The 25,310-nt window shown below is 69.4% G+C and carries 23 protein-coding genes and 1 pseudogene; 20 read left to right on the plus strand and 4 right to left on the minus strand.

Annotated features, from left to right (window positions below):
• Nucleotides 1–14: 14 nt before the first annotated feature.
• From ybaK to H7U32_RS01270, 3 genes are all read right to left on the minus strand, one after another.
• Complete coding sequence (gene ybaK / locus H7U32_RS01260) at nt 15–530, minus strand: Cys-tRNA(Pro) deacylase (protein ID WP_204467310.1); 516 nt, start codon at nt 528–530, stop codon at nt 15–17.
• 147 nt (nt 531–677) lie between these two features.
• On the minus strand, nt 678–1,736 hold the full coding sequence (gene gap / locus H7U32_RS01265; protein ID WP_204467312.1) for a type I glyceraldehyde-3-phosphate dehydrogenase: 1,059 nt from the start codon (nt 1,734–1,736) through the stop codon (nt 678–680).
• A gap of 202 nt (nt 1,737–1,938) precedes the next feature.
• Nucleotides 1,939–2,718, minus strand: coding sequence for a thiamine diphosphokinase (locus H7U32_RS01270; protein ID WP_204467313.1), 780 nt, complete (start codon nt 2,716–2,718; stop codon nt 1,939–1,941).
• A 158-nt stretch (nt 2,719–2,876) separates the two neighbouring features.
• Between H7U32_RS01270 and H7U32_RS01275 the strand changes: the two genes are divergently transcribed.
• The 14 genes from H7U32_RS01275 (at nt 2,877) to H7U32_RS01340 (ending at nt 16,611) form a co-directional block, all read left to right on the plus strand.
• Complete coding sequence (locus tag H7U32_RS01275) at nt 2,877–4,559, plus strand: spermidine synthase (RefSeq protein ID WP_239457387.1); 1,683 nt, start codon at nt 2,877–2,879, stop codon at nt 4,557–4,559.
• Between the two features lie 288 nt (nt 4,560–4,847).
• Nucleotides 4,848–5,579 (plus strand): translation initiation factor IF-3, encoded by a 732-nt coding sequence (gene infC / locus H7U32_RS01280; protein WP_204467315.1) that lies wholly within the window; start codon nt 4,848–4,850, stop codon nt 5,577–5,579.
• Nucleotides 5,560–5,754: a 50S ribosomal protein L35 gene (rpmI, locus tag H7U32_RS01285; protein ID WP_204467317.1), complete on the plus strand. Its 195-nt coding sequence runs from the start codon at nt 5,560–5,562 to the stop codon at nt 5,752–5,754. The genes infC and rpmI overlap by 20 nt, the downstream gene beginning before the upstream one ends.
• 49 nt (nt 5,755–5,803) lie before the next feature.
• A complete protein-coding gene (gene rplT, locus H7U32_RS01290; protein ID WP_204467318.1) occupies nt 5,804–6,187 on the plus strand; it encodes a 50S ribosomal protein L20 in 384 nt (127 codons plus the stop codon).
• A gap of 101 nt (nt 6,188–6,288) precedes the next feature.
• Nucleotides 6,289–7,266, plus strand: coding sequence for a site-specific tyrosine recombinase XerD (gene xerD, locus H7U32_RS01295; RefSeq protein WP_440201414.1), 978 nt, complete (start codon nt 6,289–6,291; stop codon nt 7,264–7,266).
• Nucleotides 7,267–7,305: 39 nt separating this feature from the next.
• Entirely contained in the window at nt 7,306–8,145 is an 840-nt protein-coding gene (locus H7U32_RS01300) for a ParA family protein (RefSeq protein ID WP_204467321.1), read from the plus strand.
• Complete coding sequence (locus H7U32_RS01305; RefSeq protein ID WP_204467323.1) at nt 8,145–8,954, plus strand: segregation and condensation protein A; 810 nt, start codon at nt 8,145–8,147, stop codon at nt 8,952–8,954. Before H7U32_RS01300 ends, H7U32_RS01305 begins: the two co-directional genes overlap by 1 nt.
• Before the next feature lie 23 nt (nt 8,955–8,977).
• Complete coding sequence (gene scpB / locus H7U32_RS01310) at nt 8,978–9,583, plus strand: SMC-Scp complex subunit ScpB (protein ID WP_239457408.1); 606 nt, start codon at nt 8,978–8,980, stop codon at nt 9,581–9,583.
• A gap of 95 nt (nt 9,584–9,678) precedes the next feature.
• Nucleotides 9,679–10,527 carry an NUDIX hydrolase gene (locus tag H7U32_RS01315; protein WP_204467327.1) on the plus strand — a complete coding sequence of 283 codons (849 nt, stop codon included), beginning with the start codon at nt 9,679–9,681 and terminating at the stop codon, nt 10,525–10,527.
• Between the two features lie 52 nt (nt 10,528–10,579).
• Nucleotides 10,580–11,953: an MFS transporter gene (locus H7U32_RS01320; RefSeq protein WP_204467329.1), complete on the plus strand. Its 1,374-nt coding sequence runs from the start codon at nt 10,580–10,582 to the stop codon at nt 11,951–11,953.
• Between the two features lie 129 nt (nt 11,954–12,082).
• Nucleotides 12,083–14,014, plus strand: a complete 1,932-nt coding sequence (gene typA, locus H7U32_RS01325) for a translational GTPase TypA (RefSeq protein ID WP_204467330.1) — start codon at nt 12,083–12,085, stop codon at nt 14,012–14,014.
• A complete protein-coding gene (locus tag H7U32_RS01330) occupies nt 14,011–14,511 on the plus strand; it encodes an alcohol dehydrogenase (protein ID WP_323804546.1) in 501 nt (166 codons plus the stop codon). Before typA ends, H7U32_RS01330 begins: the two co-directional genes overlap by 4 nt.
• A gap of 16 nt (nt 14,512–14,527) precedes the next feature.
• Nucleotides 14,528–15,532: a prephenate dehydratase gene (locus H7U32_RS01335; RefSeq protein ID WP_204467332.1), complete on the plus strand. Its 1,005-nt coding sequence runs from the start codon at nt 14,528–14,530 to the stop codon at nt 15,530–15,532.
• 20 nt (nt 15,533–15,552) lie between these two features.
• Nucleotides 15,553–16,611 (plus strand): prephenate dehydrogenase, encoded by a 1,059-nt coding sequence (locus H7U32_RS01340; protein ID WP_204467394.1) that lies wholly within the window; start codon nt 15,553–15,555, stop codon nt 16,609–16,611.
• A 7-nt stretch (nt 16,612–16,618) separates the two neighbouring features.
• Here the strand turns inward: H7U32_RS01340 and H7U32_RS01345 are convergent, their stop codons facing one another.
• Nucleotides 16,619–16,876, minus strand: a complete 258-nt coding sequence (locus H7U32_RS01345) for a DUF6725 family protein (protein WP_204467334.1) — start codon at nt 16,874–16,876, stop codon at nt 16,619–16,621.
• 120 nt (nt 16,877–16,996) lie between these two features.
• Between H7U32_RS01345 and H7U32_RS01350 the strand changes: the two genes are divergently transcribed.
• The 6 genes and pseudogenes from H7U32_RS01350 to H7U32_RS01375 all read left to right on the plus strand — a co-directional run bounded on the left by H7U32_RS01350 (nt 16,997) and on the right by H7U32_RS01375 (nt 25,239).
• Nucleotides 16,997–17,962 carry a tyrosine recombinase XerC gene (locus H7U32_RS01350; protein WP_204467336.1) on the plus strand — a complete coding sequence of 322 codons (966 nt, stop codon included), beginning with the start codon at nt 16,997–16,999 and terminating at the stop codon, nt 17,960–17,962.
• Between the two features lie 454 nt (nt 17,963–18,416).
• Nucleotides 18,417–20,072, plus strand: coding sequence for a peptide ABC transporter substrate-binding protein (locus tag H7U32_RS01355; RefSeq protein ID WP_204467396.1), 1,656 nt, complete (start codon nt 18,417–18,419; stop codon nt 20,070–20,072).
• A 202-nt stretch (nt 20,073–20,274) separates the two neighbouring features.
• The gene (locus H7U32_RS01360) at nt 20,275–21,201 is read left to right on the plus strand and encodes an ABC transporter permease (RefSeq protein WP_204467338.1); all 927 of its coding nucleotides are present in this window, start codon (nt 20,275–20,277) and stop codon (nt 21,199–21,201) included.
• A 44-nt stretch (nt 21,202–21,245) separates the two neighbouring features.
• Nucleotides 21,246–22,245: pseudogene (locus tag H7U32_RS01365) on the plus strand (ABC transporter permease).
• Between the two features lie 17 nt (nt 22,246–22,262).
• On the plus strand, nt 22,263–24,272 hold the full coding sequence (locus H7U32_RS01370) for a dipeptide ABC transporter ATP-binding protein (RefSeq protein ID WP_204467339.1): 2,010 nt from the start codon (nt 22,263–22,265) through the stop codon (nt 24,270–24,272).
• Nucleotides 24,273–24,381: 109 nt separating this feature from the next.
• A complete protein-coding gene (locus H7U32_RS01375; RefSeq protein WP_204467341.1) occupies nt 24,382–25,239 on the plus strand; it encodes an exodeoxyribonuclease III in 858 nt (285 codons plus the stop codon).
• The last annotated feature ends 71 nt before the right edge of the window (nt 25,240–25,310 follow it).

Genomic DNA, 25,310 nt, shown 5'->3' on the forward strand with positions numbered 1-25,310 from the left:
GGCCCGCGGGCCGCTCACCAGGTGCCGATATCGGCGACCTGCGCGCCGAGCACCGCGACCAGGTCGGCCGGGGCTACGCCCACCGAGAAGCCGCGCTTGCCGCCGGAGACGAGGATCTCGCCGTAGGCCATCGCGGACGCGTCCAGCACGGTGCGGTGCCTGGTGCGTTGGCCGAGCGGGGAGATGCCGCCCACCACATAGCCGGATTCGCGCATTGCCACCTTCGGGTCGGCCATGCGCGCCTTCTTCGTGCCCACCGCGTGGGCCAGCGCCTTGAGGTCCATATGCCCGCTCACCGGCACCACGCCCACCACGCGCTCGTCGCCCACATCGGCCATCAGCGTCTTGAACACCTGGTGCTCGTCGAAGCCGAGCTTCATGGCCGCCTCCACGCCGTAGCCGTCGTCCATGTGGTCGTCGGAATGCTCGTACTCGTAGGTGCGGAACGGCACGCCCGCGCGCTCCAGCTCCACCGTCGCCGGCGTGGAGCCGGAGCCGGACGTGCCCCCGCCATGCTTCCTCTTCGTCATGGACTCCGGTATACACGCCCGCCTCGCCGGAGGCGCGGCGCGTTCCGGGGAACGACGAAAAAGCCCCTGCCGCGAACGGGCAGGGGCCTTTCCAAGGGATTCACCGTCTCACCGGTGGCGCGGACGCGGGGCAGGCCCCGCGCGGCGTCACTCGGAGATCTCGGCGAAGTACAGCAGGGTACGGATCATGTTGGAGGTGAAGCCGTACTCGTTGTCGTAGAAGGAGACGGTGCGGGCCAGGGTCACGCCGTCGACGGTGTTGACGTCGGTCTGGGTCGGATCGAACACGCCGCCGTGGGTGTCGCCGATGATGTCGGAGGACACGATGCCCTCGTCGTTGTAGCCGTAGTACTCGCAGTCGGCGAACGCGGCCTTGAAGGCCTCGTTGATCTCGTCGGCGGTGGTCTCCTTGTTCAGGACGGTGGTCAGCTCGGTGACGGAGCCGTCCGGGACCTGGATGCGCTGGGCGTGGCCCTGCAGCTTGCCGTTGACGGACGGGACGACCTTGCCGATGGCCTTGGCGGCGCCGGTGGAGTGGGCGATCGTGTTGATCGCGGCGGCGCGCAGGTTGCGGCCGGTCTTGGTGCCACGCGGGCCGTCCAGAATCATCTGGGTGCCGGTGTAGGCGTGGATGGTGGTCATGAAGCCGGCCTTGATGCCCCACTGCTCGTCGAGCAGCTTGACCATGGCGGCCATGGAGTTGGTGGTGCAGGAGCCGGCGGAGACGATCACGTCGCTGGCCTTGAGGATCTCATGGTTCACGCCGTAGACCACGGTCGGGGTGGTGTCGTCCTTGGCCGGGGCGGAGATGAGGACCTTCTTGGCGCCCGCGTTGATGTGGGCCTGGGACTTCTCGGCGGAGGTGTAGAAGCCGGTGCACTCGAGGACGTACTCGACGCCGTCGTTCTTGACCCACGGGATGTTGTTGGCGTCCTTCTCCGCGTAGACGGTGTACTCCTTGCCGTCCACGATGATGGAGTTGTCGGTGGCCTTGACGTCGACCGGGGTGCCGTCGTCGTGCTTGAAGGTGCCGTGGGTGCTGTCGTACTTGAGCAGGTAGGCGAGCACGGACGGGGTGGTCAGATCGTTGATGGCGGCGACCTCGATATCGCCGGCCTGGCCGCCGCGGGCCTGCAGCTCGAAGATGCGGCGGAAGGCGAGGCGGCCGATGCGGCCGAAGCCGTTGATACCAATCTTGACTGTCATGTAATTCTCCCTTGGGGATTGGCCTCGGCCCGCGCTCGCTGGGCGGGTGCATGCCTCGGCCAGTGTTATTCCAACATGTCCCACTGTAATGCCTCTGGCGTACTTACGCCAACGTTTCCGCCCGTGTTTCGGGAACTGGACGCCCGGTTTCCGTGAGCGCTCACAGCCGCCGGCCGTCGGCCCGGCGGGCCGGGCGGGGCCCTCAGCGCGCCGCGGCGTTGAGCAGCGGGGAGACCTCGGTGTCCAGCGGCCCCAGGTCGCCGTGGAAGGCGTGGAAACGTTCGACCAGCGGCTCGCCCGCCTCCTGCGGGAACGTGACCGTCAGCGTGCCGTCGGCCACCGCGATGCGCGCCTCGACGCCCGCCAGGAACTCGTTGCTCACGCCCACGACCTGCGTGTTGCGCATCGAGGCGTCCCGCAGCTCGTATTTGAGCCCGGTCTCGCTCACCCCGCGCGACTCGTCCGCGTGGGAGAACACCGACACCATCCGGCCGGGGACCACGCGCCCGGCGGGGAAGGTGAGGGCGCCGTCGCTGATCGCGGTGACGACGTCCCCGTCGCCATACAGGTAGGCGATGCCGCCGTGCGCGGCCACCTGGGCGAGCAGCTGGATGTTCGCGATGGTGTGGTCGATGCGCCCGCCGAGCGCGCCGTGGATATGGAAGGTGCGCCCGCCCGCCGCCCAGCCGACCTTGAGCGCCGACAGCAGGTCGGGGTCGTCCTTGAGCGCCGGCAGCGCGATGGTGCGCGGGACGCGCCCGCCGCCCGCCGCCGCGGCCGACTCCCCGGCCACGCCGGGCACTGGGCCGCGCACCGAGTCGAAGTCGCCGACGATGACATCCGGGACGACGCCCAGCGCGCGCGCATGGTCGAGCCCGCCGTCCGCCGCGACGACGAACGCGCCCCGGGGCACCTCGATCCGCGCGCCGGGGTAATACTCGCCCGCCGCGAACACCACGCATACGTCTGTGCCGTGCGCCATGGGGCACCGTCCTTTCCGTCTCGTCCCATGCGATGCGGCCAGCCTAGCCGCCGGTCCCGTCCGCGCCGCGGATGCGCCGTGGCGCGGCGGGCCTGGGCGCCCCCGCGCGGATAGACTGGGCTGGAACCCGGCGAGACCGGAAGGAAAGGAGAGCCACCATGGCGGTGAAGACGGCGGCGAGCGAACGGCCGATCCTCAGGTCGAAGGTGTTCCTGTACGTCACCGAGTTCTTCTCCGGCATGGCCGTCATGGCCGCCGAGCTCGGCGCCTCGCGTCTGCTGGCGCCGTACTTCTCCAGCTCGCAGATCGTGTGGACGATCATCATCGGCACCATCATGATCGCCCTCGCCCTGGGCGCCGTGTTCGGCGGTCGCTGGGCCGACCGCGACCCGAACCCGGACAAGCTCTACCTGCGCATCATGGCCGCCGCCGTGTGGATCGCGCTCATCCCGCTGGTCGGCAAATACGTGATCCTGCTGGTCTCCGGGCTGCTCATCGTCACCGTGTCCACGAACTTCCTGGTCATCGCCGCGTTCGTCAGCTGCATGGTCGTGTTCGTGCCGCCGTTGTTCCTGCTGGGCACCGTGACCGCCGGCCTCAACAAATTCGCCACCGACTCCCTGGACGACAACGCCTCCGTGGTCGGCCGCCTGTCCGCCTGCAACACCATCGGCTCGATCCTGGGCACCTTCCTGCCCACCTTCGTCACGATCCCCGCCGTCGGCACCTTCGTGACCTTCCTCGTCTTCTCCGGCGCGCTGCTGGCTATCCCGCTCGTCTACTTCCTCTCGCTGAAGGCCCGTCTGGCCGCATGCGCGGCCAGCGTGGTGGCGTTCGTGGCCACCAGCTGCCTGAGCCCGCTGACCGGCTTCGCGTTCTGGGAACGCGACCTCGCCTACGAGGGCGAATCGATCTACAACTACCTGCAGGTCAAGGACCTGGCCGACCGCACGATCCTGTCCACCAACGTGCTGTTCGGCGTCCAATCCGTCACCACCAAGGACGACGGCCTGACCGGCATGTACTACGACACGGCCCTCGCCGCGCCCGCGCTCGCCGCCCACGCCCGCTCCGCCCTCGTGCTCGGTATGGGCACCGGCACCTACGCGTGCCAGCTGCGCCGCTACTACCCGGACATGACGGTGGAGGGCGTGGAGATCGACGCCAAGATCACCGCCCTGGCCGGCAGGTACTTCGACGAGCCCGCCGACGTGCCGGTGGCCACCTACGACGGCCGCGCCTGGCTCGCCGCCGTGGACCGGACCTACGACGTGATCATGGTCGACGCGTACCAGGACATCACCATCCCCTTCCAGATGAGCTCCACGGAGTTCTTCCGGATGGTGCGCGAGCACCTCAACCCCGGCGGCGTGATGGTCGTCAACATGAACATGGTCTCCGACGGCGCCGGCTCGATCAACGAGGCCCTGCAATCCACGATCTCCCAGGTGTTCAACGCCGCGGGGCTGACCGGCATGGTCGCCACCGCCGACGTGGACGGCAACACCAACCGCGAGCTGTTCGCCGTCAGACCCGCCGCCGGCGGGGACGGCACCGGGCTGCTGGACGGCCGAGCCGAGGCGCTCGCCGCCACGACCGCCACCCGCTCCGGCGACGCGCAGCTCACCGGCCTCATGGAATCCGTCGCGGCCCGGCTGCGGCGCGTGCCGGCGCCGGGGGAGCCGGGCTTCCGGTCCGGAGCCGTGCTCACCGACGACCGAGCCCCGGTCGAGGTGCTCGGCATGCGGGCCATCGACCGCATCATCGCGGACGAGGCCGGCCCCTACCGTGACATCCTCAGGAAGGACGGCGTGCGCGGCCTGCTCGACGCCCTGTCCTAAGGCGACACGCCCGGATGCTTCCGGCCGGCGATGTCCGGGCCTGTGGTAGACTTCATCCTCGGCTTGAGAAATCAAGAAAGCGGGGCAACCCCACCTGGAAGCCTTCCATGGCCTCGGGTCCACGGCCAACGGCCCGGCGCGTCATATCGCGCGGGCACGGCAGCGATGCGATGGGCATCGCGAAGCACGCGCAACAGCGGCGCATACGCCTCTGGGCATGCGCGGGCACCGCATGGCATGGAACCGAATCCTTGGGACGACCTCTTGTGGCAGCTCCGCGTGGAACCCATGAGGATTGGAGTCATCATCAGCGACGAACCACGCATCAACGACGAGATCCGCGTCCCGCAGGTCCGCCTGATCGGCCCGAACGGCGAGCAGGTCGGCGTCATCGCGACCACGGTCGCCCTGAACCTGGCGAAGGAAGCGAATCTCGATCTCGTCGAGGTCGCGCCGAACGCGAAGCCTCCGGTCGCCAAGCTCATCGATTACGGCAAGTTCAAGTACAACGAGAAGGTCAAGGCCCGCGAGGCCCGCCGCAACCAGAACACCGCCGAAATCAAGGAGATCCGCTTCCGCCTCAAGATCGACGACCACGACTTCGAGGTCAAGAAGGGCCACGTGATCCGCTTCCTCAACGGCGGCGACAAGGTCAAGGTCACGATCATGCTCCGTGGCCGCGAGCAGTCCCGTCCGGTGGGTGGCGTCGAGCTGCTGCACCGTCTGGCCGACGAGGTGGCGGAGTACGGCACCATCGAGTCCCAGCCCAAGCAGGAGGGGCCGCGCAACATCATCATGACGCTGGCTCCGAAGGGCAAGAAGGTGCACGCCCAGTCCGAGCAGCGCCGCCGCGGCGACCAGTCCCGCGCCGAGCGCCAGGCCCGCCAGGCCGCGCGTCTGGCCGCCAAGCAGGAGGCCCAGGCCTCCGCCGTCGCGGCCGCCAAGGCGAAGGTCTCCACCGCGACTTCCGACAAGAAGAACAACACCAAGGAGGGCAGCAATGCCGAAGATGAAAAGTAATTCCGCCGCTTCCAAGCGCGTCCGCCGCACCGGCACCGGCAAGCTGATGCACGCCGGCTCCGCCATGCGCCACAACCTTGAGCACAAGTCCTCCCGCCAGGCCCGCGCGTACTCCGCCGACAAGGTGCTGGCCACCCCGCAGGTCAAGAAGCTCAACCGCATGCTCTCCAAGTGAGCGACCGTTTCGAGACACAGACATTTTCTAGAAAGCTGAGGAAAACCATATGGCACGTGTCAAGCGCGCAGTGAACGCCCACAAGAAGCGTCGCGTCGTCCTCGAGAGGGCCTCCGGCTACCGCGGCCAGCGCTCCCGCCTGTACCGCAAGGCCAAGGAGCAGCTGCTCCACTCGTTCAACTACAACTTCCGCGACCGCAAGGCCCGCAAGGGTGACTTCCGCAAGCTGTGGATCCAGCGCATCAACGCCGCGGTCCGCGCCGAGGGCATCACCTACAACCGCTTCATCCAGGGCCTCAAGCTGGCCGGCATCGAGCTCGACCGCCGCGCCCTGGCCGAGCTGGCCGTCTCCGACCCGGAGACCTTCAAGGGCATCGTGGACGCCGCCAAGGCCGCTCTGCCCGAGGATGTGAACGCCCCGGCCCAGGCCTGAGCGCTGCCCTCCGGTATCTGAGCGAACCCCGTCTTCCGATTCCGGAAGGCGGGGTTCTTGCGTCGGACGGCCGCCGCGCCCGCCGTACCGGTGCCGCTACGATGGGGCGCATGACGGACACCACGGGACACGGCAGGCCGGACGGCTTCGCGGCGCTGCTCGAGCAGTTCCTCGCGCACATCGACGTGGAGCGGGGCTTGGCGCGCGCCACCGTCGCCGCCTACGGCTCGGATCTGGGCCGCTACACCGCCTGGCTGGAAGGGCGGGGCCGCGGTGGCATGGCCGAGGTGACGCGTGACGACGTGGAGGCCTACGTCGCCAGCCTGGACGCGGCGGGGGAGTCCGCCCGCTCCAAGGCGCGCCGCCTGGCCTCCCTCCACGAGTTCCACCGCTTCGCCGCCGCCCAGCGGCTCGTCGCCGACGACGTCTCCGCCGCCATCAAGGCGCCCAAGGGCGCCCGGCGGCTGCCCGACGTGCTCTCCGTCGATGAGGTGGCCCGCCTGCTGGACGCGGTGCCCGTCCCCGCCGACGGCGAGGACGGGCCGGCCGCCGACCCGGTCATGCTGCGCGACAAGGCGCTCCTCGAATTCCTCTACGCCACCGGCTGCCGCGTCTCCGAGGCCTGTGGCGCCAACCTGGAGGACGTGGACCTCGACGGCGCGCTCGCCCGGCTCATGGGCAAGGGCTCCAAGCAGCGCCTCGTGCCCGTCGGCGGCTGCGCCTGCCAGGCCCTGCGCCGGTATCTGCGGGCCGGACGCCCCGCGCTGCTGGCCCGTGCCAAGGCGAAGGCCCCCGAGCGGCGCGCCCTGTTCCTCAACAAGCGCGGCGCGCGCATGAGCCGGCAGTCCGTGTGGGAGGTCGTCAAGGCGGCGGGGGAGCGCGCCCGCCTCGGCAAGCCCCTGCACCCGCACACGCTGCGGCATTCCTTCGCCACTCACCTCATCCAGGGCGGCGCCGACGTGCGCACCGTGCAGGAGCTGCTCGGCCACGCCTCCGTGACCACCACGCAGATCTACACGCATGTCAGCCCCGAGAACCTCATCGAGGCGTATGTGATGGCCCACCCCCGGGCGCGGTGAGCCCGCGGCGGCGCGGGCGCTGATGATACAGTGAACGATATGCCTACGGATATGCTTGGACGAGACTACGAGACCTTCCCCGCCCCCGGACCGCTGCGCCAGCACGGCCCGGCTCGGGTCATCGCCATGTGCAACCAGAAGGGTGGCGTGGGCAAGACGACCAGCTCCATCAACATCGCCGGCGCCCTGAGCCAGTACGGCCGGCGCTGCCTCATCGTCGACTTCGACCCGCAGGGCGCCGCCACCGTGGGCCTGGGCATCAACGCGAACGCCGTGGACAACACCATCTACACCGCGCTGTTCAACCCGCGCATCGACGTGCACGACGTGGTCCAGCACACCGACTTCGAGAACCTCGACATCATCCCCGCGAACATCGACCTGTCCGCCGCCGAGGTGCAGCTGGTCACCGAGGTGGGCCGCGAGCAGGTGCTCGCCAGCGTGCTGCGCCCGCTCAAGGACGAGTACGACGTCATCATCGTGGACTGCCAGCCTTCGCTCGGCCTGCTCACCGTCAACGCGCTGACCGCCGCCGACGGCGTCATCATCCCCGTGGCCGCCGAGTTCTTCGCCCTCAGGGGCGTGGCCCTGCTCATGCAGTCCATCGAGAAGGTGCAGACGCGCATCAACCCGCGCCTGGAGGTGTACGGCGTGCTCGTGACCATGTTCACCAAGACGCTGCACTGCGAGGAGGTCATGCAGCGCATCCACGAGGCCTTCCAGGACAAGGTGTTCCACACCGTCATCTCCCGTTCGATCAAGCTGCCCGACTCCACCGTGGCCGCCGCGCCCATCACGATCTTCGCGCCGAACCACAAAACCGCCAAGGAGTACCGCGAGGTGGCGCGCGAACTCGTCGCCAACGGCATCGTCGCCTGATGCGGGACGGCGAGCCCGGGCCCGTCCCCGGCTTCTCGGTGGAGCTCGAGGCCTTCCAAGGCCCCTTCGACGCGCTGCTGTCGATGATCGCCAACCGCCGGCTCGAGCTGACGGAGGTCGCGCTGGCGCAGGTCACCGCCGAATTCCTCGCCTATGCGCGCGGCCTCGACGCCGCCGGCGACCTGGACGAGGCCAGCGCCTTCCTCGACGTCGCCTCCGCGCTCGTGGAGGCCAAAAGCGCCGCCCTCCTGCCCGACGACGGCCAGGGCCGGCGCGACGAACAGAGCATGGAGGCGCTGCGCGAACGCGACCTGCTTTTCGCGCGCCTGCTGCAATACCGCGCCTACCGGGAGGCGGCCGGCGACTTCCGCCTCCGCCTCGCCGCCAACGCCGGCCGGCACCCGCACCCCGCCTGCGACGACGGGCTCGCCGGGCTGCTGCCCGAGCTCGTCTGGACAATCGGCCCCGGGGACCTCGCCCGCCTGGCCGCGGCGGCGTTCGCCAACGCGCCCGCCACCGAGGTGGCCGTCCACCAGCTGCATGTGCCGCTGGTGGACCTCAGGGCCCAGGCCGCGCTGGTCGCCGGACGGCTGCGCGCCCTGGGCGAGGGGCGCAGCACGACCTTCGCCGAACTCGCCGCCGACGCCCCCGGCCGGCTGGAGGTGGTCGCCCGCTTCCTGGCCATCCTCGCGTTCTTCAAACAGGGCGCGGTGCAGGTGCGCCAGGAGGGGCCGTACGCGCCGCTCCACCTGCGCTGGGTGCCGGGCGCGCAGGCCGGCGACGCATTGGAGGAGAAGGACTTCGCATGACCGACCGCATCACGACCCCACCCATGGACTCGGCGCGCGGCGCAGGCGCGCCGGCACCGGACCCCGAGGGATTCCCGGGCGGGCTCGACGCCTGCCTCGAGGCGATCCTCATGGTCACCGACCGGCCGCTGACCCCCGGCGACATCGCCCGCGTGCTCGACGCGCCGGAGCGCGACATCGCCGAGGCGTTGGAACGCCTGCGCGACTCCTACGCGCAGGAAAGCCGCGGCTTCGAACTGCGCCGCACCGCCCGCGGCTGGCAGTACGCGAGCCGCGCCGCATTCGAGCCGGTCGTCGCCGCCTTCGCCGCCGACGGCCAGACCGCCCGGCTCTCCCAGGCGGCGCTGGAGGCGCTTGCGATCATCGCCTACCGCCAGCCGGTCACCCGCGCCCAGGTCGGCGCCATCCGCGGCGTCAACTCCGACGGGGTGATCCGCTCGCTGAGCCTGCGCGGCCTGGTGGCCGAGCGGGGCGTGGACCCCGAGTCCCATGCCGCGCTGCTGGTCACCACCGCCGTCTTCCTGGAGCGGATGGGGCTCGACTCCCTCGACCAGCTGCCCGCCCTCGCCCCGTTCATGCCCTCCGCCGCCGACGCGGTGCAAGGCGCCGCGGACCTCGAGACACGCTGAGCGCCCGCCGGCCGACCACTTATGGTCAGAGTGACCATAAGTGGTGGTATGCTGGCCCCGGCCGCGCGGACCAGGGCGCGGGGAAGGGATACGGCATGGGATACGGCAACGTCTCGGAACGTCGGCGCGGTCAGCCGGACCTTGGCGTCTCCGTCGTCATCCTCGCGCTGGGCGACGCCGCATGCGCCGCGCCGGACGCCCAGGCGGCGGACGGGGAGTGGTCCCGCGCCCGCCTCTGGCTGCCCTTGGTGCGCCGCGTCAAGCAGCCCTTCGCCGGCTGCTGGGCCCTGCCCGGCGGCGGCGTGCGGGCCGACGAATCGCTGGAACGGGCCGCCTACCGCGCGCTCGAATCCACCACCCGCCTCCACCCGCGCTACCTGGAGCAGCTGCACGCGTTCTCCGGACCGGACCGTTCGCACGGCGGCCTGCCGATGGTCACCATCGCCCACTGGGCGCTCGTCGGACGCGCCGAGACGCATGACTTCGCCTCCGACGGCACCGTGCGCTGGTTCGCCGAGGACGCGCTCGACTCCCTCGAACTCGCCTTCGACCACCGGCGCATCATCGACCACGCGCTGCGCAGGCTGCGGACCCGCATCGAGGTCCCGAGCCTCGTGGCCCGGCTCGTCGGCCCCACGTTCACGCTGCGCCAGCTCCACGACGTGGTCGAGGCCGTCTCCGGCCAAGGCATCGACCTGGCGAACTTCCGGCGCAAGATGCTCGCCTCGGGCCAGCTGGAGGACACCGGGCGCAAACGGCGCGAAGGACGCCAGCGCCCGGCCGCCGTCTACCGCTACGTCGCCGCCGCCGACCCCTGGCCCTACGCCTGGGAAGGCGAGCGGCTCGACGCCCTCGACCCGGCGTCCCGCGGCACCGGGGCCGGGGAGGACGGCGTCGCCGACTCCGCCGACGACGCGCTCAGCGCGCTCATGCCCTCGCGCTGATCTGCGCGCCGGGGCCAGCCACACCACAACCACCACGGAAGAAGGGGTTCCCATGTCCACACCAACCACCGCCGCCGGCACCGCGCCGGCCCAGGCCGGCGCCAGGCCGCTCACGCGCAACGAGCGCCTCGACCGCCTGCCGCTCAACAAGGCGCACCGCAAGCTCCTCGTCGCCTCCGGCGTCGGCTGGGCCTTCGACGCGATGGACGTCGGCCTGGTCAGCTTCGTCGTCGCTGCCATCGCCGCCGACCCGCATTTCAACCTCGACCCCACCGAGAAAAGCTGGGTGCTGTCCATCGGCTTCGTCGGCATGGCCGTCGGCGCCGCGCTCGGCGGCTGGATCGCCGACCGCGTGGGACGCAAAACCGTGTTCACCGCCACGCTGGTGATCTTCGGCCTGGCCAACGGCCTCATGGCCGCCAGCTGGTCGCTGGGCATGCTGCTCGGCGCGCGCCTGATCATCGGCCTGGGCCTGGGCGCGGAACTGCCCGTCGCCTCCACGCTCGTTTCCGAGTTCTCGCCCGCCAGGCAGCGCGGCCGCATGACCGTGCTGCTCGAATCCTTCTGGGCCGTCGGCTGGATCGTGGCCGCCTGCATCGGCTACTTCGTGATCCCGAACACCGGCGACTGGGGCTGGCGCTGGGCGCTGCTCATCGGCGCGCTGCCGCTGCTCTACGCGATCGTCACCCGCATCCACATCCCCGAATCGGTGCGCTTCCTCGAATCCAAAGGGCGCGAGGAGGAGGCCGAGCGCGCCGTGCGCTGGTTCGAGCAGGCCGGCGGCGTGGCCCCCGTGGCCAGCCCCAAGGGCGAGCCGCTGCCCAGGATCGGCGCGCACGAGCTCTTCGGCCGGCGCTACCTGGCCCGCACCGCCGCCATCTGGGGCACCTGGTTCTTCGTCAACTTCTCCTACTACGGCGCCTTCACGTGGATGCCCAGCCTGCTGGCGGACCAGTTCGGCTCCCTGACCAGCTCCTTCGGCTACACGCTGGTGATCTCCCTGGCCCAGCTGCCCGGCTACTTCCTGGCCGCCTGGCTGGTCGAGCGGTGGGGCCGCCGGCGCACGCTGTCCGTGTTCCTCGCCGTCTCCGCCGTGGCCGCCTTCGCGTTCTCCCAGGCCGGCACGGTGGCGATGGTGCTGGGCTTCGGCATGCTGCTGAGCGCCTCCAACCTCGGCGCCTGGGGTGTGCTGTACGCGGTGACGCCGGAGATCTACCCGACCCGTCTGCGCGGCGCGGCCGCCGGCGCCGCCGCGGCCTGCGGGCGCGTGGCCGCCATCGTGGCCCCGCTGCTCATGCCGTGGTTCCTCACGCTGTCCGGCGGGAACAAAACCGTCGCCTTCATCGTCTTCGCGGCCGCCTTCGTGCTCGCCTGCGTGTGCGCGCTGTGCCTGCCCGAGCGCAAGGGCAGGCAACTCGAGGACTGAACCCGCGCGCCCCGGCGCCCCCGCCCGCCCCACGAGGCGGACGGGGGCGCCGGCCTGTCAGGCTCAGCGGGTACGATTCCGTTGGTTTGGGTGTGTTCGACCCAAGGAAATCAACGAGAGAGGTTATCGATGGCTGTTCGCGGTGACATCCGTAATGTGGCGATCGTGGCGCACGTCGACCACGGCAAGACCACGCTGGTGAACGCAATGCTCCAGCAGTCCCACGTCTTCAACGAGCGCGAGGAAGTGCCGGACCGCGTCATGGACTCCAACGACCTGGAGCGCGAGAAGGGCATCACGATCCTCGCCAAGAACACGGCCGTGAACTACACCGGTCCGCTGGCCGCCAAGTACGGCCACCCGGAGGGCATCACCCTCAACATCATCGACACCCCCGGCCACGCCGACTTCGGCGGCGAGGTGGAGCGCGGCATCTCGATGGTCGACGGCGTGGTGCTGCTCGTCGACGCCTCCGAGGGTCCGCTGCCGCAGACCCGCTTCGTGCTGCGCAAGGCCCTCGAGGCCAAGCTGCCGGTCATCCTGTGCGTGAACAAGGTGGACCGCCCCGACGCCCGCATCGACGAGGTCGTCGGCGAATCCACCGACCTGCTCCTCGGCCTGGCCCAGGACGTGGTGGAGGAGGGCGTGGACCTCGACCTCGACGCCCTGCTCGACCTGCCGGTCATCTACTGCGCCGCCAAGGTGGGCTACGCCTCCACCAACCAGCCGGCCAACGGCGCCCTGCCGGACAACAAGGACCTGGAGCCCCTGTTCGAGGCCATCATCTCCAACATCCCCGCCCCCGAGTACGAGGAAGGCGCCCCGCTGCAGGCGCATGTGGCCAACATCGACTCCTCCGACTTCCTCGGCCGCCTCGGCCTGGTGCGCATCTACAACGGCACCCTGGAGAAGGGCAAGACCTACGGCCTGAGCCGCGTGGACGGCTCCATCGAGAACTTCCGCGTCTCCGAGCTGCTGCGCACCCAGGGCCTCGACCGCATCCCGGTCGAATCCGCGGGCCCCGGCGACATCGTGGCCGTCGCCGGCGTCAACGACATCATGATCGGCGAGACCATCGTCGACCCCAACGACCCCAAGCCGCTGCCGCTCATCCACGTGGACGACCCGGCCATCTCGATGACCTTCGGCGTCAACGACTCCCCGTTGGCCGGCACCGAGGGCAAGGACCACAAGCTCACCGCCCGCATGATCAAGGACCGCCTCGACCGCGAGCTCATCGGCAACGTGTCCATCAAGGTGCTGCCCACCGACCGCCCCGACGCCTGGGAGGTGCAGGGCCGCGGCGAGCTGGCGCTGGCCGTGCTCGCCGAGGAGATGCGCCGCGAGGGCTACGAGCTGACCGTCGGCCGCCCGCAGGTGGTCACCAAGAAGATCGACGGCGTGGTCAACGAGCCGATGGAGAACACCACGATCGACGTGCCCGAGGAATACATGGGCACCGTCACCCAGCTCATGGCCGACCGCAAGGGCCGCATGGACTCGATGAGCAACCACGGCTCCGGCTGGGTGCGCATGCAGTTCACCGTGCCGAGCCGCGGCCTCATCGGCTTCCGCACCGCGCTGCTCACCGCCACGCGTGGCACCGGCATCTCCTCGTCGATCTCCGCCGGCTACGCGCCGTGGGCCGGCCCGATCACCCTCCGCCAGAACGGCTCGATGGTCTGCGACCGCAAGGGCGTGGCCACCCCGTACGCCATGCAGCGCCTGCAGGCCCGCGGTCAGTTCTTCGTGGAGCCGCAGTCCCCGGTGTACGAGGGCCAGGTCGTCGGTGTGAACAACAAGCCCGAGGAGCTGGACGTCAACATCACGCTGGCCAAGCACATGACCAACATGCGCTCCTCCACCGCCGACGTGCTCGAGACCCTCACCCCGCCGATCAAGCTCACGCTCGAGGAGGCGCTCGACTTCGCCAACGAGGACGAGTGCGTGGAGGTCACCCCCGAGTCCATCCGCGTGCGCAAGATCATCCTCGGCCGCGAGGACTGGTACAAGTGGCGCGCCAAGCAGCGCCGCCAGAACAACCAGACGGCGGCCAAGTGACGGCCGGCGCCGACCGCGGCGGACGCCGGCCCCAGGCGCCCGCGGACGATGGCGCCCCGTCGCCGCTGCCGTGGAGCCACCGCCTGCCCCTGCCCGCCCGCCTGCTGGTGTCGGCGGCGGCAGGCGTGGCCGTCGGCGCCATCGGCTCCGTCGCGCACCGGTTCGGCGCGGCGCAGAACATCCCGGTCGGCCTGCTGCTCGCGTTCCTGCTGCTCGGCCTGTCCTCCTGGTGCGCCCGGTCGCGCTCCGACGTGACCGGCCTGGCCGTGCACCTCATCACCTCCTCCTTCGTGGTCTGGCAGATGGCCCGGCCCGGTCCGGGCGGCGACATCCTCATGCCCGCCGGATTCTCCGGCCAGGTGCCGTTCTTCTCCGAGCACGCCAGCCTCATCTGGCTGTACGGCGGGATCGTCCTGCAACTGGCGATGGTGTTCCTGCCCGCCGCCTGGTTCCGTGTTCCGCCACGCAAGGCCAAGCCCGCCGCCATCGGCGCGTGAGGCTACAGTGGAGCTCATGACCACGAAGACGCTGACCTACCTCGGCCCCGAGGGCACGTTCACCCACCAGGCCGCGCTGACGGCCGCCGACCGGCTCGCCCCGGTGCTGGGGGAGCGGCCCCGCGTGGTGCCCGCCGACGACGTGCCCGCCATCATGCGCGCCGTCGAAAGCGGCGCCTCCTGGGGCGTCATCGCCTGGGAGAACAACGTGGAGGGCTACGTGGTGCCCAACCTCGACGCCCTCATCGACGCCTCCGACGCCGCCGGCTTCGCCCGCGTGGGCGTGGACGTGGCCTTCGACGCCTTCGTCCGCCTGCCCGCCGGGGACGCCGGGCGGCCGGACCCCGCCGACTACGCCGGCGCGAAGGTCTCCGCCCACCCGCACGGCCTGGCCCAGTGCCGGCGCTTCGTGGACGGCCACCGGCTGCGGCCCGAGCCCGCCGCCTCCAACGCCGCCGCCTGCCGCGATCTGCGCCCCGGGGACGTGGCCCTCGGCCCCTCGCTGTGCGGGCCGCTGTACGGCCTGACCACGCTGGCCGCGGGCGTGCAGGACTTCGACGGGGCGCGCACCGAATTCCTGGTCCTCGTCCCACGCGCCGAGGCCACGCGGTTGCTCGCCGCCGCACGCGACGGCGGCGAGGCCGAATACGAGACCATCGTCACCTTCATCCCGCTGAGCACCGGTCCCGGCGTGCTCGCCGACCTGTTCGACGTGCTGCGCGACGCCGGCCTCAACATGACGAGCTTCATCTCCCGGCCCATCAAAGGCCACGACGGCACGTACAGCTTCATCGCGACAATCGACACCGCCCCCTGGCAGCCGCGCTTCCGCCGCGTGCTCGGCGAGGTCGCCGAACACGGCGACTGGGTGAAGGTGCTCGCCGCCTATCCGCGCCGCGAACGGCCGAACCCGCCCGTGGACGCCTGGATGCTGCCCGAAGGCGGCGTCCACCTCGTCGCCGGAGGCCTGGGACAGGATTGGCGGACGGACGCGCGCGTGCGCAAGGAGCTGCTGTGGTGAGCGGAAAGGACGGCAGGACGATGGCCAACGGCATTCCCCTGGACGGCGGACGGCACGCCGGCACCCCCACGGTCGGCATCGTGGGACTCGGCCTCATCGGCGGCTCGCTGGCACGGCGCCTCGTCGCCCGCGGCATCGGCGTCGTGGCCTGGAACCACCGCCCGCACCCCTACGCCGAGGCGGAACGCGACGGCATCCGCTGCGCCGCCACACTCGGCGAGCTCGTGGACGCCGGCCCGGACCTCATCGTGCTGTGCAACCCGCTCAAGGCCATGCCCGGCGTGCTCGTCGGACTCCGGCCCCTGCTCGCCTCCCGCCCGCGGATCACGCTCACCGACGTCGGCAGCGTCAAGGGGATGGTGCGCCAGCAGGTCGAGGCCGCGGGCCTCGGCGACCGGTACGTCGGCGCCCATCCGATGGCCGGCAACGAACATTCCGGCTGGCAGGCCGCCGACCCGGCCCTGTACGACGGCGCCCTGTGGGCCCTGACCGTGACCCCGGGAACCGACTACGCGCGCTTCCTCGCCGTCGCCCGGTTCGTCACCGAAGGCGTGGGCAACCGCATCATCGCCCTCGACGACACGACCCACGACCAGGCCGCCGCGCTCATCTCGCATATGCCGCACGTCGTGGCCACCGCGCTGGTCAACACGTTGGTCGCCGACCCCGACCGCAACATCGCGGCCGCGCTTGCGGCCGGCTCCTGGCGCGACATGACGCGCGTCGCCCTGACCGACCCGGAGCGCACGCGCGCGATGGTGGAGGAGGACTCCCGCAACGTCGCCGCGCTGCTGCGCGCCATGGCCGCCCGCCTGACCGGCGTGGCCGACGCGCTGGATGCCTACGACGACCGCGCGCTGACGGCGTTCTTCGCACTCGGCCAGCCCTTCCGCGAGTACAAGGCCCGCGAACGGGCCGCCGCCCTGGCCGGTGCGGAACGCCAGCCGGAGGAGCGCACGCTGGCCATTCCTGCCGAAGGCTGGCAGGAGACGCTGCTCGCCTCCGCGCGCCATGGCGAACGCCTCGTGTGCCTCGCCGGCGACCACACCGCCGTCGTGACCGCCGCCGGCATGGACTGACCGGCGCTCACGGCCGGGCAGGATGGCGCGGCCGCTCCGGCACCGGCTTCAACGTGGCGATGGTGTCCGCGTCGATGCGGACGTTCATCGCCGGACGCGAACCGTTGGCCGACGCGTCGCGCGACATCTCCAGCGTCACGCCATCCCATGAGGTGACATGGCCCACATAGTCACGGAACTTCGTGCGCCCGTCCGCCGGGTCCACCCCTTCGATGACGCGCACCACCACACGCGAACCCGCGGGAATCTCCTTCGGCAACACCATGATCACGTCCTTTCCTCGCCCCGATGCGATGCCTCATCCCACCATACCGCGCTCCGGCCGCTTCGATGGCATGATGGATACGGCGCCGGACGCACCGGCGCGCACGGAAGGGGGACGGCCATGCGCTTCGACGCCGAACTCGACGCCTACCTCGCCTATCTCAAGGCGAACCAAGGCCTGGGCACGAACACGCGCAAGGCGTACCACGCCGACCTCGAGGCCTGCCTCCACCTGCTCGACCTGCGCGGCATCGGCGACCTCAGGGAGGTGACGCTGGAGGACCTGCGCGCCTGGATGGCCCACGAGTCATGCACCCACGCGCGCTCCAGCATGGCGCGCAAAACGGTGGCCGTGCGCGGCTTCTTCGCCTGGGCGCATGACCGGGGGCTGACGAAAGTGAACCCCGCCGCCGGCCTCATGACCCCGCGCATCCCCACCACGCTGCCCGCCGTGCTCACCGAGGCCCAGGCCGCCACGCTGCTCGACCACGCCGACGGCCAGGCCGACGCCGCCGAGGAGCCGGAACCGGCCGGTCGCGCCTCCGGGCGCACGGCCAAGGCCGCGGCCAAGGACAGGGCGTTGGCGCTGCGCGACACCGCGATCATGGAACTGCTGTACGCCACCGGCATCCGCGTGGCCGAGCTCACCGGCCTCGACGTGGCCGACGTGGATTTCGCCGAGCGCACCGTGCGCGTGACCGGCAAGGGCAGCAAGGAACGCGTCGTGCCCTTCGGCGCGCCCGCGGCCCATGCGCTGGACGTCTGGCTGGAACGCGGCCGGCCCGCGCTGCGCAGTCCGGATGGCACGGGCGGGGCGGCGCTGTTCCTCGGCGCCCGCGGCGGCCGGCTCGACCCACGCGTCGCCCGCGAGGTGGTCCACCGCGAATCACGCGAGGCCGGCGTGCCGGACATCAGCCCCCACGCGTTGCGCCACAGCGCCGCGACCCACCTGCTCGACGGCGGCGCCGACCTCAGGGAGGTGCAGGAGCTGCTGGGGCATGCCTCGCTCAGAACCACGCAGCGCTACACGCACGTCTCCATCGAACAGCTGCGCCAACGCTACGCCCAGGCCTTCCCCCGCGCCTGAGCCGGTCCGGGCCACGGCCGCCAGGAATGGCGGCGTCATCCTCGTAACGGGGGCACCTGAAGCGCCGAGGGGGAGCGCGGCCTTCGTCCACGACTCCATGCGCCGGGATGTCAGTCGGTAACATGTCCGTAACATAGGCGGAGGTCTGTGTGGGGGGATGCGGCTCGGGGAGCCACCGGCCGGTCCGTGGCGCGCGGAAGGCGCGGAACGCAGTCGGCAGTAGGGGAGGCGAGGGGGCAACGACGGGTTGTCACACCATTGCATCCATGCTACGCCCATATTACGGGACGTGATTGCGCACCGTCCCCCCTGAGGGTGACAATGGTGGTACCAGCAAGGGGGTTGGCGTGGCGAAACCGCGCCGCCCCTTTTTGCATGGTGCGATGCCCCGCGCCTGGCCTTGTGAGGCTTGGGGTGGGCACGCACCGCTCTCAATGAACAGGAGACAATGACTATGAAGAAGAAAGCGCTCGCTTTCGCCGCCGCCGCATGCGCAGCCGCCATGCTGCTCTCCGGCTGCGGTTCCTCCAACAGCGGTGACAGCACCACCGCGGGCGGTTCCGGCAGCAGCTACATCCTCGCCTATGCGTCCGAGCCGCAGAAGACGTTCATCCCGGGCAACATCAACGAGACGGGCGGCGGCAAGCCGGCCGACATGATGTTCGCCCGCCTGGTGTCCTTCGACGACAACAGCAAGGCCAGCAACGAGATCGCCGAGTCCGTGACCCCGAACGAGAACGCGACGGAGTACACGATCAAGCTCAAGGACTGGAAGTTCTCCAACGGCGACCCGGTGAAGGCCGAGAACTTCACCAAGGCCTGGAGCTATGTGGCCAACGCGAAGAACGCGATGCTCGGCTCCTCCTTCTTCCAGACCATCGCCGGCTATGACGCGCTGCAGGACGCCGACAACCTCAAGGGCGACGAGCAGCTGTCCGGTCTGAAGGTTGTGGACGACAAGACCTTCACCGTCGCGCTGTCCGCCCCCGACTCCGCCTTCGGCCTGAAGATCGGCTACACCGCCTTCGCGCCGCTGCCGGATTCCTTCTTCGACGATCCGAAGGCCTTCGGCGAGAACCCGAAGGACGGCTGCACCGGTCCGTACGTGTTCGAGTCCTGGAAGCACAACCAGGACATCATGATGAAGAAGAACCCGGACTACAAGGGCAACCGCCCCGCGCAGAACGACGGCATCGACTTCAAGATCTACACCTCCGACACCGCCGCCTACGCGGACATCCAGGCCGGCAACCTCGACGTGATGGAGTCCGTCCCGGCCGCCCAGTCCAAGACCTTCGAGAAGGACCCGAAGGTCCAGCCGTTCAACGAGGCCGGCTCCGTGATCCAGACCTTCACGATCCCGTCGAACATGGAGCACTTCCAGAACGGCACCGAGGAAGGCGAGCTGCGCCGCCAGGCCATCTCGATGGCCATCGACCGCAAGGCCCTGTGCGAGAAGGTGCTCTCCGGCACCGGCACCCCGGCCACGGACTTCACCTCCCCGAAGACCCCGGGCTATTCCGATAGCCTGCCGGGCAAGGAGAACCTCGAGTACAACCCGGACAAGGCCAAGGAGCTGTGGGACAAGGCCAACGCGATCTCCAAGTTCGACGGCCCGCTCACCTTCTCGTACAATGTCGACGGCGGCGCCAAGCCGATCTACGACGCGGTGGCCAACTCCATCAACAACGTGCTGGGCAAGGGCGTGGCCTCCACCAACCCGATCCCGACCTTCCAGGAGTTCCGTGACGCGATCACCGACCGTAAGATGACCGGCGCCTTCCGCACCGGCTGGCAGCCGGACTACCCGTCCCCGGAGAACTACCTCGTGCAGCTGTTCGCCTCCTCCGCGGCCGACGGCAAGGGCTCCAACGACGGCGACTTCAAGGATCCCGAGTTCGACGCCCTCATGGACCAGGCCGCCGCCACCGGCGACGAGGAAGCGGCGAACAAGATCTACCAGCAGGGCGAGGAGATCCTGCTCAAGGAGCTGCCGGCCATCCCGCTGTACTACTCCAACGCCAACGGCGTCGCCTCCAAAGCCGTGAAGTCCGGTTTCGCCTTCAACTGGCAGAACCTGCCCACCTACGAGGAGATGTCGAAGAAGTGAGCGGTTCGCGCATGGCGCGCTGAGCGTGCGAAGCGCCGGCACACTGTCCGAAGGGGGAGCCCGCGGCACCGCGGACTCCCCCTTCCCGCATCCGCGGCCATGGCCCCATCGGTCAAGGCTTGCGGTAGACTATCGGGGTATTTGTCGGACCACACCCGAAACCGTCACGCTTGGGAGTGGTCAAAGCAACAAGGAGTGACCAATGGGCAAGTATCTGCTGCGCCGAATCCTGCAGGTGATACCCGTGGTTCTTGGTACGACGCTGCTGGTGTATGCGCTCGTCTTCGCCCTGCCGGGTGACCCGGTCAAGGCGATGTTCGGCGATAAGCCCGTCAATGAAGCCGTCGCAGCCCAGATCCGCGCTGAATACAACCTTGACAAGCCGTTCATCGTCCAGTACCTGCTGTTCCTCAGGAATGCGCTGACCCTGGACTTCGGCAACACCTTCGCCGGCCAGCCGGTCATCGACGAAATCGCCCGCGCATTCCCGGTCACCATCAAGCTGGCGCTGATGGCGTTCGTGTTCGAGGCGATCTTCGGTGTGGTGTTCGGCATCATCTCCGGCTTCAAGAAGGGCAAGTGGTACGACACCGTCATCCTCATCGTCTCCCTGCTGCTCATCTCGGTGCCGACCTTCGTCACCGGCTTCCTCGGCCAGTACCTCCTGGGTGTCAAATGGTCCATCCTGCCGGTGACGGCCGGCAACAATCCCGGATTCATCGATCTGCTGCTGCCGGCGATGGTGCTCGGCTCCGTATCGATGGCCTACATCATCCGACTCACCCGCGCCGAGATCTCCTCGAACATCGCCGAGGACTATGTGCGCACCGCGCGCGCCAAGGGCATGAGCAACCGTTCCGTGATGCTGCGCCACGTGCTGCGCAACTCGCTGATCCCCGTCGTCACCTACCTGGGCCAGGACATCGCGGCCCTCATGGGCGGCGCGATGATCTCCGAGACCATCTTCAACATCCACGGCGTCGGCTGGCTCACCTACCAGTCCATCCTCAAGGGCGAGGGCAACCTCGTCGTGTCCATCGTCACGTTGCTCATGCTGATCTTCGTGGTGTGCAACCTCATCGTCGACATGCTGTACGCGGTGCTCGACCCGCGCATCCGCTACGCGTGAGAGGCAAGGAGAGAACAATGACCGACGCACAGATCGCGAATGACATGAACGAGACCAAGGACGAGGCCCTCCAGGCCCGTACCGCCGACGAGTACCTGCTGCAGGAGCCGCTTCCCGGCCAGGAGCGCTATGTCGCCCCGGTCGACGAGACCCCGCTGCAGGCCGTCGACTCCATTGACGAGAGCACCCCCCGCCACCAGCATGTGGGCGGACGCCTGGCGCTCCCTGCGCAAGAACCCGCTGTTCATCATCTCCGGCATCCTCATCATCTTCATCGTGGTGGTGGCGCTGTTCCCCGGCCTGTTCACCAAGCAGGATCCGAACTACTGCACGTTGGATAACTCGCTGGGAGACCCGACCGCCCAGCATCCCTTCGGCTTCGACTTCCAGGGCTGCGACGTGTACACGCGCGTCGTGTACGGCACCCGCACCTCGCTGATGGTGGGCCTAGCCTCCACGATCCTGGTGGTCATCATCGGCACGCTCATCGGCTCGGTCGCCGGCTTCTTCGGCGGTTGGGTGGACGCGGTCCTCAGCCGCCTCAACGACATCTTCCTCGCGCTGCCGATCCTCCTCGGCGCCATCGTCGTGCTGCAGATGTTCAAGACCAACGGCTCCATCTGGAAGATCGTGCTCGTCATCGCGCTCTTCGGCTGGGTGAGCACCGCCCGCATCGCGCGCGGCGCGGTGATGGAGGCCAAGAACCTCGAGTTCAACACGGCCTCCACCGCCCTGGGCTCCACCCCGGTGCGCAACCTCTTCCGCCACATCCTGCCGAATTCGATGGCCCCGATCATCGTGATCGGCACCACCTCCCTGGCCTCCTACATCGTGCTCGAGGCCACGCTGAGCTTCCTCGGCGTCGGTCTGCCGAGCAGCACCGTCAGCTGGGGCGGCGACATCTCCAACGCCCAGACCAGCCTGATGACCAACCCGATGGTGCTGTTCTACCCGTCCGCCGCGCTGGCCATCACCGTGCTGAGCTTCATCATGCTGGGCGACGCCGTGAAGGACGCGCTCGATCCCAAGAGCCGCACGGCCTGAAGTTGAGGTATTGAACCATGACCAAGAACATCAACGAGAATCTCGTCGCCATGCAGCGCGCACACGGTCCGCTGCTGGAGGTCAAGGACCTGGCGATCGACTTCACCACCGACGACAAGCGCGCGGTGCACGCCGTGCGCAGCGCCTCCTTCTCCGTCTACCCGGGCCAGTGGGTGGCCATCGTGGGCGAATCCGGCTCCGGCAAATCCACCTCCGCCATGGCGGTGCTCGGCCTGCTGCCCGGCACCGGCCACGTGGTCGGCGGCTCGATCAAGCTGGACGGCCAGGAACTCACCGGCCTGAAGCAGAAGGACTTCGACAAGCTGCGCGGCTCGCGCATGGGCCTGGTGCCGCAGGACCCGATGAGCAACCTCAACCCGGTGTGGCGCATCGGCACCCAGGTTCAGGAGTCCCTCAAGGCCAACGGCATGGACGTCGCGCATGAGAAGCGCTCCGCCCTGGCCAAGGCCCTCGCCGGCGCCGAGGTCGAAGTGCGCGGCAAGGACGACGAGACCTTCCTCGGCTCCGACAAGCTGCCCGCGCTGATGGACGCCGCCAAGACGGCCCTGCAGGAGGCCGGGGTCTCCGGCGAGGCCTACGACCAGGCCCTCGCCGAGTTCGAGCGCGACTGGGTGCCCGGCTCCGAGACCCGCTGGCGCGTCGCCGATTCGCTGGTCAAGGCCGGTCTGGACGAGGACAAGGCCTGGGACATCGCCAAGCGGTACGTCACCGGCTCCACGATGGACGACCGTATCGCCGGCCTGCTGGCGGAAGCCGGCCTGCCCGACGCCGCCACCCGCGCCCGCCAATACCCGCATGAGTTCTCCGGCGGCATGCGCCAGCGCGCGCTCATCGCGATCGGCCTGGCCTGCCGGCCCGACCTGCTCATCGCCGACGAGCCCACCTCCGCGCTGGACGTGACGGTGCAGAAGAAGATCCTCGACCATTTGCACATGCTCACCGACGAGCTCGGCACCGCCGTGCTCTTCATCACGCACGACCTGGGCCTGGCCGCCGAGCGCGCCCAGCATATCGTCGTCATGTACAAGGGGCAGGTCGTCGAGTCCGGCCCCTCGCTCGAGGTGCTCCAGCACCCGCAGCATCCGTACACCAAGCGCCTGGTGGCCGCCGCCCCGTCCCTGGCCTCCCAGCGCATCATCTCCGCCAAGGAGCGCGGGCAGGACGCTGCCTCGCTCATGGAGCACCACGTCGTCGGCGAGGAGAAGCTCGAGAAAAGCGAGAACATCATCACGGTGGAGCATCTGACCCGTGAGTTCAAGCTGCCGCGCAAGAAGGAGATGTTCAAGGCCGTCGACGACGTCTCGTTCTCGGTCAAGCGCGGCACCACGCTGGCGATCGTGGGCGAGTCCGGCTCGGGTAAGTCCACCGTGGCCAACATGGTGCTCAAGCTCCTGGAGCCCACCAGCGGCAAGGCCCTGTACGAAGGCAAGGACATCGCCTCGTTCAAGGGCAAGGAGCTGCTGGACTTCCGCCGCCATGTGCAGCCGGTGTTCCAGAACCCCTACGGTTCGCTCGACCCGATGTACTCCATCTTCCGCTCCATCGAGGAGCCGCTGCGCATCCACGGCATCGGCGACAAGACCAGCCGCCGCAAGCGCGTGCGCGAGCTGCTCGACATGGTCGAGATGCCCGAGTCGGTGATGGGCCGTTATCCGAACGAGCTGTCCGGCGGCCAGCGCCAGCGCATCGCCATTGCGCGCGCCATGGCGCTCGACCCGGACGTCATCGTGTGCGACGAGGCGGTCTCCGCCCTCGACGTGCTCGTGCAGGACCAGGTGCTGCGCCTGCTCAACGATCTGCAGGCCGAGCGTGGGCTGAGCTACCTGTTCATCACGCACGACCTCGCCGTGGTGCGTCAGATCGCCGACGAGGTGGTCGTCATGCAGCACGGCAAGCTCGTCGAGCACGCCACCACCGACGAGGTGTTCGACCATCCGAAGATGCAGTACACCCGCGACCTGCTCGACGCCATCCCCGGCGGCAAGCTCCAGCTCGGCTTGGACTGACGCGGCAGGCGGCGCGCTGCCACGGACCCCAAGGAAAGCCACCCCGAAGCGGGTGGCTTTCCCGTTGTGGCGGCCGGTGTCGTTTCGGGGCGCTGCTAGGCTCGGGGCCATGATCTCGATCACGACTTCGAACGTCAACGGCATCCGCGCGGCCAAGCGCAAGGGCATCGACACCTGGGTGGAAGAGCACACGCCCGACGTGTGGTGCATGCAGGAGGTGCGCGCCCCGCAGGACCAGCTCGACCCGATCTACGCGGATTTCGCCGGCGAATACGCCCAGGCCGGCAAAACCGACGGCGAGGAGGGGCTCACGCGCATCAACGAGGTGTGCCGCGTCAAAGGCCGCGCCGGCGTGGGCCTGCTCACCTCGCTGCCCGTCACCGCCGTGCGCCACGGGCTGCCGGGACTGACGGAAGACGTGGACTCCGGCCGGTGGATCGAGGCGGACGTCACCACCCCGCAGGGCTACGGCATCACCGTGGTGTGCGTGTACGTGCACGCCGGCAACACCGACGACCCGGAGAAGATGGCGCAGAAGTACCGCTTCCTCGACACCATGCTCGTGCGCATGGGCCAGCTGCGCGACGAGGCGGCGCACGGGGGACGCCAGGCCGTGCTCTGCGGCGACTTCAACATCGCGCACACCGAGCACGACATCGCCCGCCCCAAGGCGAACGTGAAGCACGCGGGCTTCCTGCCGGAGGAGCGCGCCTACGTGGACCGCTGGCTGGGGGAGTACGAGTTCGTCGACGTGATGCGCATGCTCGCCGGCGACATCCAGGGCCCCTACACGTGGTGGAGCCAGCGCGGCCACGCCTTCGACAACAACGTCGGCTGGCGCATCGACTACCAGTTCGCCACGCCCGAGCTGGCCGAGACCGCCCGCGGCTTCGTGATCGACAAGGCGCCCAGCTACGAGGCCCGCTGGTCGGACCATGCGCCGCTGACCATCCGCTACGACGTGTGACCTGCGGGCGAAGCCCGGCGCCTGGTGCTAGGCTGGTCGGGGTTGCACACCGAAGCATGTTGAAATGAGAG

Source organism: Bifidobacterium pullorum subsp. saeculare (assembly GCF_016899725.1).
Lineage (GTDB): Bacteria > Actinomycetota > Actinomycetes > Actinomycetales > Bifidobacteriaceae > Bifidobacterium > Bifidobacterium pullorum_C.

Bases quoted from the DNA above. Each gene is read 5' to 3' on its own strand.
- ybaK (WP_204467310.1), bottom strand. From the start codon at position 530: ATGACGAAGAGGAAGCATGGCGGGGGCACGTCCGGCTCCGGCTCCACG.
- gap (WP_204467312.1), bottom strand. From the start codon at position 1,736: ATGACAGTCAAGATTGGTATCAACGGCTTCGGCCGCATCGGCCGCCTC.
- H7U32_RS01270 (WP_204467313.1), bottom strand. From the start codon at position 2,718: ATGGCGCACGGCACAGACGTATGCGTGGTGTTCGCGGCGGGCGAGTAT.
- H7U32_RS01275 (WP_239457387.1), top strand. From the start codon at position 2,877: ATGGCGGTGAAGACGGCGGCGAGCGAACGGCCGATCCTCAGGTCGAAG.
- infC (WP_204467315.1), top strand. From the start codon at position 4,848: ATGAGGATTGGAGTCATCATCAGCGACGAACCACGCATCAACGACGAG.
- rpmI (WP_204467317.1), top strand. From the start codon at position 5,560: ATGCCGAAGATGAAAAGTAATTCCGCCGCTTCCAAGCGCGTCCGCCGC.
- rplT (WP_204467318.1), top strand. From the start codon at position 5,804: ATGGCACGTGTCAAGCGCGCAGTGAACGCCCACAAGAAGCGTCGCGTC.
- xerD (WP_440201414.1), top strand. From the start codon at position 6,289: ATGGGGCGCATGACGGACACCACGGGACACGGCAGGCCGGACGGCTTC.
- H7U32_RS01300 (WP_204467321.1), top strand. From the start codon at position 7,306: ATGCCTACGGATATGCTTGGACGAGACTACGAGACCTTCCCCGCCCCC.
- H7U32_RS01305 (WP_204467323.1), top strand. From the start codon at position 8,145: ATGCGGGACGGCGAGCCCGGGCCCGTCCCCGGCTTCTCGGTGGAGCTC.
- scpB (WP_239457408.1), top strand. From the start codon at position 8,978: ATGGACTCGGCGCGCGGCGCAGGCGCGCCGGCACCGGACCCCGAGGGA.
- H7U32_RS01315 (WP_204467327.1), top strand. From the start codon at position 9,679: ATGGGATACGGCAACGTCTCGGAACGTCGGCGCGGTCAGCCGGACCTT.
- H7U32_RS01320 (WP_204467329.1), top strand. From the start codon at position 10,580: ATGTCCACACCAACCACCGCCGCCGGCACCGCGCCGGCCCAGGCCGGC.
- typA (WP_204467330.1), top strand. From the start codon at position 12,083: ATGGCTGTTCGCGGTGACATCCGTAATGTGGCGATCGTGGCGCACGTC.
- H7U32_RS01335 (WP_204467332.1), top strand. From the start codon at position 14,528: ATGACCACGAAGACGCTGACCTACCTCGGCCCCGAGGGCACGTTCACC.
- H7U32_RS01340 (WP_204467394.1), top strand. From the start codon at position 15,553: ATGGCCAACGGCATTCCCCTGGACGGCGGACGGCACGCCGGCACCCCC.
- H7U32_RS01345 (WP_204467334.1), bottom strand. From the start codon at position 16,876: ATGGTGTTGCCGAAGGAGATTCCCGCGGGTTCGCGTGTGGTGGTGCGC.
- H7U32_RS01350 (WP_204467336.1), top strand. From the start codon at position 16,997: ATGCGCTTCGACGCCGAACTCGACGCCTACCTCGCCTATCTCAAGGCG.
- H7U32_RS01355 (WP_204467396.1), top strand. From the start codon at position 18,417: ATGAAGAAGAAAGCGCTCGCTTTCGCCGCCGCCGCATGCGCAGCCGCC.
- H7U32_RS01360 (WP_204467338.1), top strand. From the start codon at position 20,275: ATGGGCAAGTATCTGCTGCGCCGAATCCTGCAGGTGATACCCGTGGTT.
- H7U32_RS01370 (WP_204467339.1), top strand. From the start codon at position 22,263: ATGACCAAGAACATCAACGAGAATCTCGTCGCCATGCAGCGCGCACAC.
- H7U32_RS01375 (WP_204467341.1), top strand. From the start codon at position 24,382: ATGATCTCGATCACGACTTCGAACGTCAACGGCATCCGCGCGGCCAAG.